Origin of the sequence: Pseudomonas sp. HLMP (assembly GCF_046365545.1) — a bacterium.
In the GTDB taxonomy this organism is placed as follows: Bacteria; Pseudomonadota; Gammaproteobacteria; order Pseudomonadales; family Pseudomonadaceae; genus Aquipseudomonas; species Aquipseudomonas guariconensis_B.
The window spans coordinates 258,275-273,697 of sequence record NZ_JBDLLR010000001.1; the positions used below are offsets into that span (position 1 = coordinate 258,275).

Annotated in this window: 16 protein-coding genes, 1 other RNA gene and 1 pseudogene; 7 read left to right on the top strand and 11 right to left on the bottom strand. The window is 65.9% G+C overall.

What is annotated here, in order from left to right; translation table 11 throughout:
* Nucleotides 1–19 precede the first annotated feature (19 nt).
* The gene (locus ABFA30_RS01350; protein ID WP_225787665.1) at nt 20–997 is read right to left on the bottom strand and encodes an NADPH:quinone oxidoreductase family protein; all 978 of its coding nucleotides are present in this window, start codon (nt 995–997) and stop codon (nt 20–22) included.
* Between the two features lie 219 nt (nt 998–1,216).
* On the opposite strand from ABFA30_RS01350, the gene ABFA30_RS01355 reads away from it, so the two are divergent.
* Nucleotides 1,217–1,621, top strand: a complete 405-nt coding sequence (locus tag ABFA30_RS01355; RefSeq protein ID WP_225787664.1) for a flagellar basal body-associated protein FliL — start codon at nt 1,217–1,219, stop codon at nt 1,619–1,621.
* On the opposite strand, the gene ABFA30_RS01360 is transcribed toward ABFA30_RS01355, so the two are convergent.
* The 4 genes from ABFA30_RS01360 to ABFA30_RS01375 form a co-directional block, all read right to left on the bottom strand.
* On the bottom strand, nt 1,622–2,734 hold the full coding sequence (locus ABFA30_RS01360; protein WP_253081682.1) for an ABC transporter permease: 1,113 nt from the start codon (nt 2,732–2,734) through the stop codon (nt 1,622–1,624).
* A 1-nt stretch (nt 2,735) separates the two neighbouring features.
* Nucleotides 2,736–5,456 (bottom strand): ribosome-associated ATPase/putative transporter RbbA, encoded by a 2,721-nt coding sequence (gene rbbA, locus ABFA30_RS01365; RefSeq protein ID WP_410045089.1) that lies wholly within the window; start codon nt 5,454–5,456, stop codon nt 2,736–2,738.
* Nucleotides 5,453–6,412, bottom strand: coding sequence for an HlyD family secretion protein (locus ABFA30_RS01370; protein WP_225787661.1), 960 nt, complete (start codon nt 6,410–6,412; stop codon nt 5,453–5,455). The genes rbbA and ABFA30_RS01370 overlap by 4 nt, the downstream gene beginning before the upstream one ends.
* A gap of 96 nt (nt 6,413–6,508) precedes the next feature.
* Nucleotides 6,509–6,958: an EVE domain-containing protein gene (locus tag ABFA30_RS01375; protein ID WP_225787660.1), complete on the bottom strand. Its 450-nt coding sequence runs from the start codon at nt 6,956–6,958 to the stop codon at nt 6,509–6,511.
* Nucleotides 6,959–7,138: 180 nt separating this feature from the next.
* Here ABFA30_RS01375 and ABFA30_RS01380 point away from each other — a divergent pair, with 180 nt between their 5' ends.
* Nucleotides 7,139–7,288 (top strand): hypothetical protein, encoded by a 150-nt coding sequence (locus ABFA30_RS01380; RefSeq protein WP_225787659.1) that lies wholly within the window; start codon nt 7,139–7,141, stop codon nt 7,286–7,288.
* 19 nt (nt 7,289–7,307) lie between these two features.
* Here the strand turns inward: ABFA30_RS01380 and ABFA30_RS01385 are convergent, their stop codons facing one another.
* The 4 genes from ABFA30_RS01385 to ABFA30_RS01400 form a co-directional block, all read right to left on the bottom strand.
* Complete coding sequence (locus tag ABFA30_RS01385) at nt 7,308–7,916, bottom strand: 5-formyltetrahydrofolate cyclo-ligase (protein WP_368816737.1); 609 nt, start codon at nt 7,914–7,916, stop codon at nt 7,308–7,310.
* Nucleotides 7,917–7,996: 80 nt separating this feature from the next.
* A non-coding RNA gene (gene ssrS / locus ABFA30_RS01390) (6S RNA) lies at nt 7,997–8,176 on the bottom strand.
* Between the two features lie 17 nt (nt 8,177–8,193).
* Nucleotides 8,194–8,511 (bottom strand): cell division protein ZapA, encoded by a 318-nt coding sequence (locus tag ABFA30_RS01395; RefSeq protein WP_225787657.1) that lies wholly within the window; start codon nt 8,509–8,511, stop codon nt 8,194–8,196.
* A complete protein-coding gene (locus ABFA30_RS01400; protein WP_041166806.1) occupies nt 8,508–8,690 on the bottom strand; it encodes a TIGR02449 family protein in 183 nt (60 codons plus the stop codon). Before ABFA30_RS01400 ends, ABFA30_RS01395 begins: the two co-directional genes overlap by 4 nt.
* A 181-nt stretch (nt 8,691–8,871) precedes the next feature.
* Here ABFA30_RS01400 and ABFA30_RS01405 point away from each other — a divergent pair, with 181 nt between their 5' ends.
* Genes ABFA30_RS01405 through ABFA30_RS01425 form a run of 5 tightly spaced genes read left to right on the top strand, consistent with a single transcriptional unit; the run spans nt 8,872 to nt 13,684 of the window.
* A complete protein-coding gene (locus ABFA30_RS01405) occupies nt 8,872–9,426 on the top strand; it encodes a YecA family protein (protein ID WP_253081680.1) in 555 nt (184 codons plus the stop codon).
* A 21-nt stretch (nt 9,427–9,447) separates the two neighbouring features.
* Nucleotides 9,448–10,782, top strand: a complete 1,335-nt coding sequence (pepP, locus tag ABFA30_RS01410; protein WP_225787655.1) for a Xaa-Pro aminopeptidase — start codon at nt 9,448–9,450, stop codon at nt 10,780–10,782.
* A complete protein-coding gene (gene ubiH / locus ABFA30_RS01415) occupies nt 10,779–11,978 on the top strand; it encodes a 2-octaprenyl-6-methoxyphenyl hydroxylase (RefSeq protein WP_410045090.1) in 1,200 nt (399 codons plus the stop codon). The genes pepP and ubiH overlap by 4 nt, the downstream gene beginning before the upstream one ends.
* A complete protein-coding gene (locus tag ABFA30_RS01420; protein WP_225787653.1) occupies nt 11,975–12,457 on the top strand; it encodes a DUF4442 domain-containing protein in 483 nt (160 codons plus the stop codon). The genes ubiH and ABFA30_RS01420 overlap by 4 nt, the downstream gene beginning before the upstream one ends.
* A 9-nt stretch (nt 12,458–12,466) precedes the next feature.
* Nucleotides 12,467–13,684, top strand: coding sequence for a 2-octaprenyl-3-methyl-6-methoxy-1,4-benzoquinol hydroxylase (locus tag ABFA30_RS01425; RefSeq protein WP_225787652.1), 1,218 nt, complete (start codon nt 12,467–12,469; stop codon nt 13,682–13,684).
* 443 nt (nt 13,685–14,127) lie between these two features.
* Here ABFA30_RS01425 and ABFA30_RS01430 read toward each other — a convergent pair whose 3' ends face one another.
* Both ABFA30_RS01430 and ABFA30_RS01435 read right to left on the bottom strand, forming a co-directional pair.
* Nucleotides 14,128–14,526: a hypothetical protein gene (locus tag ABFA30_RS01430; RefSeq protein ID WP_225787651.1), complete on the bottom strand. Its 399-nt coding sequence runs from the start codon at nt 14,524–14,526 to the stop codon at nt 14,128–14,130.
* Nucleotides 14,519–15,423, bottom strand: a pseudogene (locus ABFA30_RS01435) (PAAR domain-containing protein); the annotation flags it as partial. The gene ABFA30_RS01430 and the pseudogene ABFA30_RS01435, both read right to left, overlap by 8 nt.

Genomic DNA, 15,423 nt, shown 5'->3' on the forward strand with positions numbered 1-15,423 from the left:
CAATTGAAGGCCCCAGCGCTCAGCGGGTCAATACCACCAGCTTGCCCACCGCCTGCCGTTGCCCCAGCCGCTCGATGGCCGTTCCGGCCTCGGCCAGCGGATAGGTCTGCGACACCAGTGGCTTGAGCTTGCCCTCGGCATGCCAGGCGAACAACTGGCGGAAGTTGGCAGCATTGTCCTCAGGCTGGCGCTGGGCGAAGGCCCCCCAGAACACTCCCACCACCGAAGCCCCCTTGAGCAGCGCCAGGTTCACCGGCAAATGCGGAATGGTCCCGCTGGCAAACCCCACCACCAGCAGCCGGCCGTTCCAGGCCAGGCCGCGCACGGCTTGGTCGAACAGCTCGCCACCGACCGGGTCGTAGATCACGTCCACGCCCTGGCCGCCGGTCAGGCGCTTGATCTCGTCCTTGAGGCTCGCCTGACCGTAGTCGATCAGCTCGTCGGCGCCAGCGGCCTTGGCCACGGCGAGCTTTTCGGCACTGCTGGCGGCGGCGATCACCCGCGCACCCATGGCCTTGCCGATTTCCACTGCCGCCAGGCCGACGCCACCGGAGGCGCCGAGCACCAGCAGGGTCTCGCCGGCCTTGAGCTGGCCGCGTTGTTTCAGCGCATGCATCGAAGTGCCGTAGGTCATGCCGAAGGCGGCGGCGGTGGTGAAGTCCATGCCCTCGGGAATGGGCAGCACATTGTAGAAGGGCACGGCCACCTGTTCGGCGAAGGCGCCCCAGCCGGTCAGGGCCATGACCCGGTCGCCAACCTTGAAGGCGCCGGCCTTCTCGCCCACGGCGGCGACCACTCCGGCGGCCTCGCCACCCGGCGAGAACGGCAGGGGTGGCTGGAACTGGTACTTGCCTTCGATGATCAGGGTATCGGGAAAGTTGACCCCGGCGGCGTGCACGTCGAGGAGGACTTCGTTCCTCTTCGGCTCCGGGCTCGCCACCTCTTCCAGGGCCAGGTCCCGCGCCGGGCCCAGGGTTTTGCACAATACGGCTTTCATCGGGGCTATTCCTTTGCGTGTGGTGGCCGATAAGTGTAGGAGGGGCAGGTGCCCGGTCAACGAGCATGGCCCGCCCTGATGGGCCGACATAAGCCCCGCATCGGTTCGACATTGACCTGAAGGGCAAGCATGAGCCGGGGGCCAGGGCTGCCAAGCAGCGGCTTGGGTTTGGACGATGTGCTGGGTAAGCTGGCGCCAACTGTATTGAGGAGCGAATTCGTGAAAGCGTGGATCTTGATGGTGCTGGCCTTGCTGCTGCCAGCTGCGGCCCTGGCCGAGGACGCCAAGGATGGGCAGCCCAAGGTTTCCTATATCAGCCTGAGCCCGCCCTTCGTCGGCAACTACGCCCTCGACGGCAGCCCCAGGCTGCGTGTGTACAAGGCCGATGTGGCCCTGCGCGTGTCCGGCGATGCCGCAGCGGCGGCGGTCAAGCACCACGAGCCGCTGATCCGCAACCAACTGGTGGCGTTGTTCACCCAGCAGGGCGTGGACAACATGAACAGCGTCGAGGCCAAGGAGCAGCTGCGCCAGGAAGCGCTCAGGCAGGTCCAGCAGGTCATGGAGGCCGAGGAGGGCAAGCCGATCGTCGAGGACCTGCTGTTCAACAACCTGATCGTGCAGTGATCAGGAGGTCAGGCTGCGGCGAAAGCGCGCCAGGGCCACGCTGAAGAACACCAGGCCGATCACAGCCAGGGCCAGGACATCCGGCCACACCACCGCAAGCCCGGCATCGCGGAACAGGATTGCCGCGCCGAGGCTGACGAAGTGGGTCGAGGGCGATCCCTGCATGACCCACTGTAGCCACTGCGGCATGCTATCCAGCGGTGTGCTGCCGCCGGAGAGCAGCAGCATCGGGATGATCACCGGGATCGCCAGCAGGCCGAACTGCGGAGTCGAGCGCGCCAGGGTGGCGAGGAAAATGCCCAGTGCCGTGCTGGCGAACAGGTACAGGGCGGTCACGCCCAGGAACAGGCCCATGGACCCGGCCAGCGGCACGCCCAGCGCCCCCTTGACCACCACCTCGAGCGATACCCAGGTGCACAGCACGACCACCAGGGCGTTGCTGCCGATCTTCGCCAGCATGATTTCCAGCGCTGTCAGCGGCAGCACCAGCAGGTGGTCCAGGGTGCCATGTTCGCGCTCGCGCAGCAGTGCGGTGCCGGTGAGGATGATGGCCAGGATGGTGATGTTGTTGACGATCTGGATCACCGCCAGGAACCAGCCACCTTCCAGGTTGGGATTGAACAGCGCCCGCGGGCTGATCGTCGCCGGGCTGGCTGCGGCGGTGCCGCCGGCGTAGTCGAGTAGTTCGCGCTCGAAGATCCGGCCGATGTAGCCCGCCCCCATGAACGCCTGGCTCATGGCCGTGGCATCGACGTTGATCTGCAGCTCGGGCGAGCGCCCGGCCAGCAGATCGCCCTGGAAGTTCACCGGCACGTTGATCACGAAGGTGTACTGGCCGCTGTCCATGGCCTGGTCGAGGCGGTCCAGGGCCAGTGGCACGGCGGGCTGGAACTCGGGCGGTTGCAGCGATTCGGCCAGTTTGCGCGAGACCTGGCTGCGATCCTCGTCGACCACCGCCACGCTGGCGTTGTGCACGCCGATCACCGAGCCGGCCGCCGGCATGTAGATCGCCACGCTGAAGGCGTACAGCAGAAACAGCAGCAGCACGCTGTCGTGGCGCAGGCTGGTCAGCTCCTTCAGGCCCAGGCGCAGGGTATGGTGCAGGCGGTGCATGTCAGGCTTCCTGCTTCTTCAGCATGGCCAGGCTCAGGCCGCTGAAGGCGACGAAGAAGCCCAGCAGGGCCAGGCACTGTGGCCATAGCTCGCGCAGGCCGAGGGCCTTGGTGAAGGTGCCGACGGCAATGTCGAGGAAGTAGCCGGCCGGGAACAACTGGCCCATCAGCGCCGCGGCGCCATCGAGCGACGAGCGCGGCACGATCAGCCCGGAGAACTGGATGGTCGGCAGGCTGGTGATGATCATGGTGCCGAGGATCGCTGCGATCTGCGTGCGGGTGAAGGCCGAGATCAGCAGACCCAGGCTGGTAGTCGCCAGCAGGTACAGGAAACCGCCGCAGGCCAGGGCCGGCAGGCTGCCCTTGAGCGGTACGCTGAACAGCCAGCGGTTCATCGCCACCAGCAGCGCCAGGTTGACCAGGCTCACCGCCAGGTAGGGGGCCTGCTTGCCGAGCAGGAACTCCAGGCGAGTCAGGGGCGTGGCGTAGAAGTTGGTGATCGAGCCCAGTTCCTTTTCCCGGACGATGCCCAGGGCCGTGAGCATGGCCGGGATGAACGCCAGGATCAGCGCCATGACGCCAGGGCCGATGGCGTTCACGCTGACCACGTCCTGGTTGTAGCGAAAGCGTGTCTCCAGCCTGACCGGCGCCTGCCGAGGCTGCGGTTGTGAGCTCAGCGCAGCGAGTTGCTCGAGGTTGGCCTGGTGCACCGCCTCCACGTAGTTGCGGCTGGTCTCGGCGCGAAACGGCATGCCACCGTCGAGCCAGGCTGCCACCACCGGCTGGCGGCCGGCATGCAGGTCGCGGCCGAAGCCGGGTGGGATCTCCAGGGCGAGCTTGATCTCCGAGCGCTGCAGGCGTTGGTGCAATTGGGTGGCATCGCGGATCGGCGCCTGCTCGGCGAAGTAGCGCGAGCCGCGAAACGCTTCCAGGTAGGCGCGGCTCTGCGGGCTCTGGTCCTGGTCATAGACGGCGAAGGCAAGGTTTTCCACATCCAGGGAAATGCCGTAGCCGAAGATCACCATCATGAACAGCGCACCCAGCAAGGCGAAGGCCAGGCGGACCTTGTCGCGCAGCAGTTCCTTGCCCTCGCGGCTGGCCACCGCCAGCAGCCGGCGCAGGCTGAAGCCCTGGCGCAACGGGCGTGTGGCGTCCTCGGCCTGCTCCAGGGTGGCATTGGTCGATGCCTGCTGGCCTTGTTCCTGGGCCTGCTCCAGGCAGCGGACGAAGGCGTCCTCCAGCGTCGCGCCGGCGAACTGCGCCTGCAAGGTGGCAGGCGTGTCGCAGGCCAGGACCCGGCCGGCGTGCATCAGCGAGATACGGTCGCAGCGCAGGGCTTCGTTCATGAAGTGGGTGGACAGGAAGATAGTCACGTCCTGCTCTCGCGACAGCTCGACCAGCAACCGCCAGAAGTCATCGCGGGCGGCCGGATCGACGCCGGAGGTCGGTTCGTCGAGGATCAGCACCTCGGGCCGGTGCAGCACCGCCACCGCTAGCGACAGGCGCTGGCGCAGGCCCAGGGGCAGGGCGCCGGAGGGCTGGTCGGCGATGGCCTGCAGGCCGAAGCGCTGTAGCAGTTCGGCGATGCGCGGGGTGCTGTCGGCCTTGGGCAGGTCGAACAGGCGGGCGTGCAGCTCGAGGTTTTGTCGGGCGCTCAGCTCGCCATACAGGGAAAAGGCCTGGGACATGAAGCCGACCCGCTTGCGGGTGGCCAGGTCGCGGGCGTCCACCGGCCGGCCGAGCAGGTTGGCGCTGCCTTCGCTGGCCGGCATCAGGCCGGTGAGCACCTTCATGGTGGTGGTCTTGCCGCAGCCGTTGGAGCCGAGGAAGCCGAAGATCTCGCCACGGCCGATAGCGAAGCTGACCTTGTCCACGGCGGTGAAGTCGCCGAAGCGCAGGGTCAGGCCGTGGGCTTCGATGGCGACCGGCCCATCGTCCGCCTGGCGGGGCGGAATGCTCAAGGGCTCGGCCGTCTCGCCTTTGCCGTCCTGGAAATAGGTGAAGGCATCGTCCAGCTTGCCGCTGGCGGTCACCGCGGCCAGTTCGCGGCTGGGGCCGGCGGCCAGCAGGCGACCGCCGTCGAGCATCAGGCAATGTTCGAACTGCTCGGCTTCCTCCATGTAGGCCGTGGCCACCAGCAGGGTCAGCTGCGGGCGCTGCGCGCGGACCTGCTCGACCAGCTCCCAGAAGCGCCGGCGGGACAGCGGGTCGACGCCGGTGGTCGGTTCGTCGAGGATCAGCAGGTCGGGCTCGTGGATCAGCGCGCAGCACAGGCCGAGCTTCTGCTTCATGCCGCCGGACAACTTGCCCGCCGGGCGATCGGCGAAGCGCTCCAGGTCGGTGGCGCGCAGCAGGTTGGCCATGCGTTGTTCGCGCTGGGCGCGGCCCAGGCCGAAGAGGGTGGCGAAAAAGCGGATGTTCTCGCGGATCGACAGCTCCGGGTACAGGTTGTTGCCCAGACCCTGGGGCATGAAGGCGACCCGTGGATAGAGCTGGTTGCGGTGGCGACGTCGGCGGATCGGGCCGCCCAGCACCTGCAACTCGCCCTGCTGCAGGCGCTTGACCCCGGCGATCAGCCCTAGCAGCGTGGACTTGCCGGCACCGTCTGGGCCGATCAGGCCACAGCGGGTGCCGGCCGGTAGGCTGAAACCCAGGGTTTGCAAGGCGACCAGGTCGCCGTAGCGGTGGCTGATGCCCTCGGCCACCAGCGCCGGAGCACTCATTGCAGGTCGGCCGGCCAGTTCACGTCGGCCGTGCGCACGTAGCCGGCGCCCGGCATGCCTGGCTTGGCCTGGGGCACGGCGCTGGGCTCGGTCAGGCGCAGCTTGACCCGAAACACCAGCTTTTGGCGCTCGTCACGGGTTTCCACCTGCTTGGGGGTGAACTGCGCCTTGGCCGCGACGAACGCTACCTTCGCCGGCAAGGCTTGCCCCGGCAGGGCATCGAGCACGATTCGCGCCGGGTCGCCGACGGTCAGGCGACCGGTGGTAGAGGCGGGCAGGTAGAGGTTCATGTACTGGTCGCTCGGGTCGATCAGCATCAGCACGCGGCCGCCGGCGCCCAGCACTTCGCCGGGCTCGGCCAGGCGCAACTGGATGATGCCGTCGATGGGCGCGCGCAGGCTGCTGTCGTCGATTTCGCTGGTGAGCTGTGCCACCTGGGCCTCGGCGGCACCGATGGCGGCCTTGATCGCCGCCAGCTGGGCGCGGGCGGCGACGACTGCGGCGTTGGCGGTGTCGTAGCGGGCCTGCTGCTGGTCGAGTAGTTGCTGGCTGGCGAACTTGCGCTGGTAGATCTCACGGACCCGCTTGAGCTCCTGGCTGGCCAGCAACCGCTCGCTCTGGCGCAACTGCACGTTGGCCACGGCGGCGGCATGGTTCTCCCGCGCCCGCAGCACTTCGGCCTCGGCCTGGCTGCGCTGGGCCTCCAGCGTGCGGGTATCGATGCGTGCCAGCAGTTGGCCGCGGGTCACCCTGTCGCCTTCATCGACCAGCACTTCGGCCAGGCGCCCCGGGACCTTGCTGGCGATCTGCACTTCGGTGGCCTCGAGGCGGCCGTTGCCCATGCTCACGCCTTCGGGCAGGCGATCGTGCAGGGATTTCCAGTAACCCAGGCCGCCCGCCGCCAGCAACAGGGCGAGCAGGGCAGTGGCAAAGAGTTTCGGTGCGTATCGGCTCATCGAGGCTGCGTCCCTGCTGTATTGCACACCCGATAGTGACGCAGGGCCGCGCCGTGCGCCTTGATGTTGGTCAAGCCACTGACGATAGTCGCAGGTTCAGCCCAGCGCGAGGATGGCCGCCCACTGCTGTGGGGTGACCGGCATCACCGACAGGCGGCTGCCTTTTTGCACCAGCGGCAGTTCGGCCAGGGCGGCCTGTTGCTTGAGCAGGCCCAGGCCCAGAACCTGGCCGAATGTCTTCACGTGGGCCACGTCCACTGCGCTCCAGGGGTTCTTGTCGGCACTGGCCTTGGCATCGAAGTAGGGGCTCTGCGGGTCGAGCGCGGTGGGGTCGGGGTAGGCCGCGGCGATGATCCGGGCGATGCCGGCGATACCCGGTTGCGGGCAACTGGAGTGGTAGAAGAAGAACTCGTCGCCTATGCTCATGGCCCGCAGGAAATTGCGCGCCTGGTAGTTGCGCACCCCGTCCCAGCGTGCCTGCCCGAGGCGTGCCAAGGCGTCGATGGAGAGCTCGTCGGGCTCGGATTTCATCAGCCAATAGGCCATGGATGCTGCTCCTGACAAAATTTGAAATAACCTGGCCCACTAAACCGACGGTCGGTTGGCGTCAACGTTTGCGTGTCGTCGCACGTTGTCGGAAAATGCGCCGATTTTAAAGCTAGACGCTCCGGCAACACCAAGAAGGTTGCCGAGCCTGAACAGTTTGCCTTAGGGGGGCATTCATCGATGAACCAACGCAAACCGGATTTGCTCTGGATCCTGGTCTTCATCTTCGGCCTGGGTGTCGTCACCACCGGTTATGCGCAGAGTTTCTGGGAGCGCAAGATGGACGCTGCCTACCAGATGCCGGTCGATCCCGCCCAGCAGCAACGCTGACCCCCTTCGCTGGCGCCGCTCAGTTCGGCGCCAAGTACCAGCCACGGTCCGAGACCGTTCCCTTGAGCGGCACATCCCAACTGGCCTGGGCCAGCCGCTCGACCTTCTGGCATTCATGGGCCAGCCCTAGCAGCAACGGTTTCTTCCACGCCTTGCGCCGCGCCTGATAGGCCAGGCTGCGGTCGTAGAAGCCACCGCCCATGCCCAGCCGGCCGCCTACTTCGTCGAAGCCCACCAAGGGTAGCAGGATCAGGTCCAGTGACCAGATCGGTCGTTGGCGCTTGCGATCGGTCAGCGGCTCGGGGATGCGGAAGCGGTTGGGGCGCAGTTTTTCTCCACGCTCGAAACGCTGGAACACCATGCGCGTGCGCGGCCAGGCGTGCAGCACCGGAAGGTAGGTACGCTTGCCGCGCCGCTGGGCCTCGCACAGCAGCAGGCGCGGGTCGATCTCGCCGTCGTTGGGTAGGTACAGGGCGATGTGCCGGGCACGGCGGAACAGTGGATGCTGGGCCAGTTGGCGGTACAGGCCAAGGGAGGCCTGGCGCTGTTGGGCCGGGGTGAGAGCGCGGCGGGCATTACGGAGCAGGCGACGGAGTTGAGGACGGGTGAGCGGCGCGGTGTCGGTCATGGCACAGGCGTTCCCAGAGGTGCCGGCCGCCGCTGCGGCCAGACGAATTGCCCGCCGGGAAGGCGGGCAAGGCGGAATTCAGGCTCCCCGATGGAACCGCTGTCGGTGTAGCCCTTGAACCCGAAAGTTCAAGGTGGAGATTGCAGGGGGCGTTAAGGCTTTCCGTCGAGCGGACATGCACACCTGCCCCAGCGTGCAACCCCCGTGGTTGTGCGTATCGGCTCAGGGACATAACCGACTGGCGCATCCCCCAGGGAGTGGCGCCAGTATACCAATCTCAGCCGATTTTGGTATCCGCGTCGTCGGACAGTGCCTGGTCGACCCGCTCCAGCAGGTCGCGTACCTGCTCGCGGGTGGTGCCGTTGCCGGCCACGTCCGGGCGCTCCTGGCGGTGCAGCAGTTCGTGGGTGATGTTCAGCGCCGCCATGACCGCGATGCGGTCGGCACCGATCACCTTGCCGCTGCTGCGGATCTCGCGCATCTTGCCGTCCAGGTAGCGCGCGGCGCTGACCAGGTTGTTGCGTTCCTCGGGCGGGCAGATGATCGAATATTCCTTGTCGAGGATCTGGACGGTGACGCTATTGCTTGAACTCATGAGTCTTGCTCCAGGGCCTTGAGGCGCAGGATCATCGATTCGACCTTGCGCTTCGCGATCTCGTTCTTTTCGATGAGGTGGGCGCGCTCCTCGCGCCAGGATTTTTCCTGAGCTAGTAGGAGTGCATTTTGCCGTTTTAGTTGCTCGACACGCTCGATCAGCAACTCGAATCGGCTCATCAGCGCTTGCAGGTCGTTCTCTTGCGTGGGTTGCACTCGATTCGCTCCATCGTGGACTCACCAGGCGATCATGCCTCTCCCTGGGCCGCGGCGGCCAGTGCCGATGGTCTTGGCGCGCCTGCCGGTGCTAGGATACAAGGTCTTCATTCTAGTCATTGCGCCGTCTGGCGCCTAGCTGCCCATGCCCAATACCCAATCGCCCTACACCGCCTTCGCCACGCTGCTCGCCAGCAATGGCCATCCTGTTTCCCCGGCCGAGCTGCACGGCCTGCTGATCGGCCGCAGCTGTGCCGGCGCAGGGTTCGATGCCGACGCCTGGCTGGCCGACGCCGCCGGCCTGCTGGAGAACGATGCCGAGGACGCCGTGCGCAACGCCCTGATCGGCCTGCAGGAAATGGTCAAGGCCGAGCTGACCGGCGAGGACATCACCCTGGTCCTGCTGCTGCCCGGCGACGAGGCACCGCTGGCCGAGCGCGCCGCGGCCCTGGGCCAGTGGTGCCAGGGCTTCATCACCGGCTTCGGCCTGAATGCCGGCGGCAAGGAACTCTCCGGCGAGGCCAAGGAAGTGCTGCAGGACCTGGTGGCCATCTCCCAGGTCCAGGATGCCCTCGAGGAGTCCGAGGACGGCGAGAGCGATTACATGGAAGTCATGGAGTACCTGCGCGTGGCGCCCTTGCTGCTGTATACGGAGCTGGCCAAGCCGGCCGCACCCGCGCCCAAGCCATCGCTGCACTGACACCTGGGGGTAGTCCTGCCCATGAGCCACATCCCGAAGGCCGAGTATGCCCGTCGGCGCAAGGCGCTGATGGCGCAGATGGTCCCCAACAGCATCGCCATCCTGCCGGCCGCTGCAGTCGCCATCCGCAACCGCGACGTCGAGCACGTGTACCGCCAGGACAGCGATTTCCAGTACCTCAGCGGTTTTCCCGAGCCCGAGGCGGTGATCGCCCTGATCCCGGGCCGTGAACACGGCGAGTACGTGCTGTTCTGCCGCGAGCGCAACCCCGAGCGCGAGCTGTGGGACGGCCTGCGGGCCGGCCAGGAGGGCGCGGTGCGCGACTACGGCGCCGACGATGCCTTCCCGATCACCGATATCGACGAGATCCTGCCGGGCCTGATCGAGGGACGCGACCGGGTCTATACGGCCATGGGCAGCAACCCCGAGTTCGACCGCCGGCTCATGGAGTGGATCAATGTGATCCGCTCCAAGGCGCGCCTCGGTGCCCAGCCGCCGAACGAATACGTTGCCCTGGATCATCTGCTGCACGACATGCGCCTGTATAAATCGGCAGCGGAAGTGAAGGTGATGCGCACCGCTGCGGCGATTTCCGCGCAGGCCCATGTGCGGGCCATGCAGGCCTGCCGCGCGGGGCTGCACGAATACAGCCTGGAAGCCGAGCTGGACTACGTGTTCCGCAAGGGCGGGGCGAAGATGCCGGCCTATGGTTCGATCGTCGCCGCCGGGCGTAACGCCTGCATCCTGCATTACCAGCAGAACGACGCCCCGCTCAAGGACGGCGACCTGGTACTGATCGATGCCGGCTGCGAGATCGACTGCTACGCCAGCGACATCACCCGCACCTTCCCGGTCAGTGGGCGCTTCTCGCCGGAGCAGAAGGCTATCTATGAGCTGGTGCTCAAGGCCCAGGAGGCCGCGTTCGCCGAGATCGCGCCAGGCAAGCACTGGAACCACGCCCACGAGGCGACCGTGCGGGTCATCACCGAGGGCCTTGTGGCGCTGGGGTTGCTCAAGGGCGAGGTGCAGGCGCTGATCGACAGCGAGGCCTACCGCGCCTTCTACATGCACCGCGCCGGGCACTGGCTGGGCATGGATGTGCATGACGTGGGCGACTACAAAGTCGGCGGCCAGTGGCGAGTGCTCGAGCCGGGCATGGCGCTGACCGTCGAGCCGGGCATCTACATTGCCCCCGACAACCAGAACGTCGCGAAGAAATGGCGCGGCATCGGCGTAAGGATCGAGGACGACGTGGTAGTGACCAGGCAAGGCTGTGAAATTCTGACCACGGGCGTCCCCAAGACCGTCGCCGAGATCGAGGCGCTGATGGCTGACGCACGCAGGGACGTGGCATGAGCCGGGTCAACCTGGCGATCATCGGCGGTGGCCTGGTCGGTGCCAGCCTGGCCCTGGCCCTGCAGGCCGGGGCCAAGGCCCGGGGCTGGAAACTCCTGCTGATCGAACCCTTCGCCCCCGGCCACAGTTTCCAACCCAGCTACGACGCGCGCTCTTCGGCGCTGTCGTTCGGCACCCAGCAGATCTACCAGCAGCTCGGCCTGTGGCCGGTCATCAGCCAGCGTGCCGAGCCGATCAGCCAGATCCAGGTGTCCGACCGTGGCCGCTTCGGCGCTACCCGACTGGATGCCCGCGAAGAAGGCGTGCCGGCGCTTGGCTACGTGGTGGAGAACGCCTGGCTCGGCCAGTGCCTGTGGCAGGCCCTGGACACCGAGGTGGTCAGCTGGCGCTGCCCCGCCGAGGTCAAGGCCATGCAGGCCATCGCCGGCGGCTACCGCCTGCAATTGGACGACGACACTCACCTGGAGTGCGACCTTGCAGTGTTGGCCGACGGTGGTCGCTCCGGCCTGCGCGAGCAACTGGGTATCCATGTGCGCCGCATCCCCTACGACCAGAGTGCGTTGATCGCCAACATCACCCCTGGCGAGGCCCATGGTGGCCAGGCGTTCGAGCGCTTCACCGAGCAGGGCCCGATGGCCCTGCTGCCGCTGCCGGAAAACCGTTGCGCGCTGGTCTGGACACGCCAGGGGATGGACGCCCAGCGTCTGGTGGAGACCGATGAACGTAGCTTCCTGCGTGAGCTGCAGGACGCCTTCGGTTACCGCCTGGGCGCCCTGCGCCAGGTCGGCGTGCGCCACCTGTACCCGTTGGCGCTGGTCGAGGCCGAAGAGCAGGTGCGCCCTCAGCTGGTGGTGTTGGGCAACGCCGCCCACAGCCTGCACCCGATCGCCGGGCAGGGCTTCAACCTGTCCCTGCGCGACGTGCAGTCCCTGGCCGATGCCCTGCTGGATGGCCCTGCGCTGCCAGGTGACCTGGCCACCCTGCAGGCCTATCACCAGCGCCAGCGCCTGGACCAGGCCCTGACCATCGGCTTCTCCGACCAGGTCACTCGCCTGTTCGGCAGCAGCCAACCGTTGCTGGCGGCCGGGCGCAACATCGGCCTGCTCGGCCTCGACCTGCTGCCGCCGGCGAAAAGCTGGTTCGCCCGTCAGGCCATGGGCCTGGGCACCCGTCCAGACCTGCGGGGCAGGGCATGAGCGATTCGCACAGGCTCGCCCGCAAGGCTCGCATGCTGCGGTGGCTGCTCAACCTCTACCCGCCCTACCTGGGTGCCGGCATCCGTGTGCAGCACATCAGCCCGGACATGCGCAGCATCAAGGTGCGCATGAACCTGACCCGTTGGAACCGCAACTACGTCGGTACCCAGTTCGGCGGCAGCCTGTACTCGATGGTCGATCCGTTCTACATGCTGCTGCTGATCGAGCGCCTGGGGCGCGAATACATCGTCTGGGACAAGGCCGCCAGCATCGATTTCATCACGCCGGGCAAGGGCCCGGTGTTCGCCGAGTTCCACGTCGACGATGCGTTGCTGGAGGAGATCCGCCAGCAGACCGCCAGCGGCAAGAAATACCTGCCCCGTTTGCAGGTCGATATCCGCGACGGCACTGGCGAGCTGGTGGCGCGGGTCGATAAAACCCTTTACGTGCGGCTCAAGCCGCAAGCGAGGCACGCCTAAGGCATGGAAATGCGCGCAGATCTGTTGATTGTCGGTGCCGGTATGGTCGGCAGCGCCCTGGCCCTGGCGTTGCGCCATAGCGGCCTGGAGATTCTCCTGCTCGACGGCAGCCCGCTGTCGGTCAGGCCCTTCGACGCCGAGGCGCCGTTCGAACCGCGGGTCAGCGCCCTGTCGGCGGCCAGCCAGCGCATCCTCGAACGCCTGGGCGCCTGGGAAGGCATTGCCGGGCGACGCGCTTCGCCCTATACGGACATGCGGGTGTGGGACGGCAGTGGCACCGGTCAGATCCATTTCTCGGCGGGTAGCGTGCATGCTCCGGTGCTGGGCCATATCGTCGAGAACCGGGTGGTGCAGGATGGCCTGTTGGAGCGCCTGCACGACAGCGACGTCGGCCTGTTGCCCAACGCCCGCCTGGAGCAGATGCGCCGCTCCGGCGACGAGTGGCTGCTGACCCTGGCCGACGGCCGGCGCCTGCGCTCGACGCTGGTGGTGGCTGCCGATGGCGCCAACTCCGCGGTGCGCCGCCTGGCCGGTTGCCAGACACGCGAATGGGATTACCTGCACCACGCCATCGTCACCAGCGTGCGCTGCAGTGAGGCGCACCGGGCCACAGCCTGGCAGCGCTTCACCGACGAGGGGCCGCTGGCGTTCCTGCCGCTGGCCCGTGATGGCGGGCAGGCGTGGTGCTCGATCGTCTGGTCGACCACTCCGGAGCAGGCCGAGCAGCTCATGGCACTGGATGACCAGGCCTTCTGCCAGGCCCTGGAACGGGCCTTCGAAGGCCGCCTGGGCCAGGTCCTGCAGGCCGACCCTCGACTGTGCGTGCCATTGCGCCAGCGACACGCCAAGCGCTATGTCGACGAGGGCCTGGCGCTGATCGGCGATGCGGCCCATACCATCCATCCGCTGGCCGGGCAGGGCGTCAACCTGGGGTTCCTCGATGCCGCGGTGCTGGCCGAGGAGCTGGAGCACGCCTGCGAGCGTGGCGAACGCCTGGCCGATGTGAAGGTGCTGAGCCGTTTCGAGCGCCGTCGCATGCCACACAACTTGGCGCTGATGGCGGCGATGGAAGGGTTCGAACGGCTGTTCCAGGCCAACCCACTGCCATTGCGCTGGTTGCGCAACAGCGGGCTGAAGTTGGTCGAGCAGATGCCAGAGGCCAAGGCGCTGTTCGTGCGCCAGGCGCTGGGGCTGTCGGGCGACTTGCCGGAGCTGGCGAAAGCCTGAGGCCATTCTCGGGCACGCCCCAATGGCCGTCAGTCAAGCGGTGCTATGTCGTCTTGGGGCTGCTTTGCAGCCCATCGCCGGCAAGCCGGTCCCCACAGGGTCCGAGTCGATCACGAATGATGCCGGCTGCACGGCCATGTGGGACTGGCTTGCCGGCGAAGCGGCCCCAAATGGCGGCTCTTGTCCGCGAACAGATCCATTCTGGAGCATGGGTGTATGACAGGGGCATTGGGATGCCGCTCAAGAGGCGGGAGCCGTGAAGTGGAACACAACATAGAAGAGCGCGCACAAGGCTAGGCCTGTATACATCAGCAGGCGTCCTGCGTGAGCGCGAAGTTTCAAGGGCTGAGGGAAAACGTCCAAGTCTTCAGCGAATGAACATCCTCAAGCGTGATATGGAAACATGGGACGGAGATAGGACTCCGTATCCATAAGCTTGAGCGTCATGCCTTGCTCAGCTTCACCAATATAAAGCTGGTCACCATCCAAGCTGATCCAGCCACGGTTAGCCACGAAGAGATCAACAATTTTCTCTTTAGCTTTGCGGGAAAGTGGCGCAGCTCATCAGCATCCAACAGCCCTTTTCGTATGTGAAGGCCTGCGAACAAGAGCAGACCGCAAACACAACAAACGAGCATCCAGCGGGACCTGACACTGGATGTACCCCAAGATCGTTTTTGCTGTTCAAGCCATGGACTACTCTTAATGACTCCAAGCATGATGTGAAACTCATGAGTGCATGCGACTTGGAGTTTGATAGCGACACCAAGCAAACCTGTGGCGAGGGGGCCTATCAGGAAAACAAGCTGCACCGGGAGCGGCCAGCCGTTAAAGTCAATCATGACTGAACTCATAGATCCATTCACCGGCCAACTCGCCAAGCTCATTCCCAATCAGTCCTCCGGCCAATGAACCACCGCCGACCAGTACGATGCCGCATACCGGAGCTCCGAAGCCGCTAGTTGCAACTGAGAACACGCCACATAGGCCGGCAGTGGCCAGTACGCCAAGCTCAGCGCCGAGTGCCCCACCCCCGAGTCCTCCAGTGAAGTTACCTGCCTCGGTCAGTCGAATCCGCTTACACTCTTCCGTTTCCCCTGCACGACAGACGTCTTGCACTTTCAAATATGAAGCGGTGCCGCCCAATCCAATGGCTATATTGCCGCCGTACTTGAGGTACTTCGCGGCTCTGGAAACTTCGTCCAGATGTGTCGCATAACCCGGTATCTGCCCCGGCCCGCCCGCCTTCGACCAGTGATGGACCAGGCTCTTGGTAGAAATGCCCAACTCCCGCCGGAGCCTCTCGTAACTTCCCAGTTTCAATTGCTTGTTGAGGAAAGCCGCCTTCAACTGGCCATCCAACTGCTTTAGCAAGCGCTGGCGAGCCGCGAAGAACTCGTTGCTGCGAAGGTGACCATGCTGGGCGAATTGCTGCTGGTGCAGCCGTTCGATGCTCACTAGCGTCTCCCTGACCTGAGCCAGTCCATGCGACAGCATGTCCTTGCCTACGCCCATGGACTGACTGGCACCGTTGAGCAAACCGGCGATTTCAGGCTGATGCCGCATCATGAAATCAGCTTCATCGAGCTCCAGTATTTCCAGCTTTTCCCGCGCCCGCTCTGCGGCGTCCATCAACTGGGCTTCCTCACGGGTGCAGGCATCACCCTTGTCCGGGTCGCCGATGACGAAGATCTCTCCCGCCTTGAACCCCTCCTCGAACGTGGGGTTGAGCATTTGCA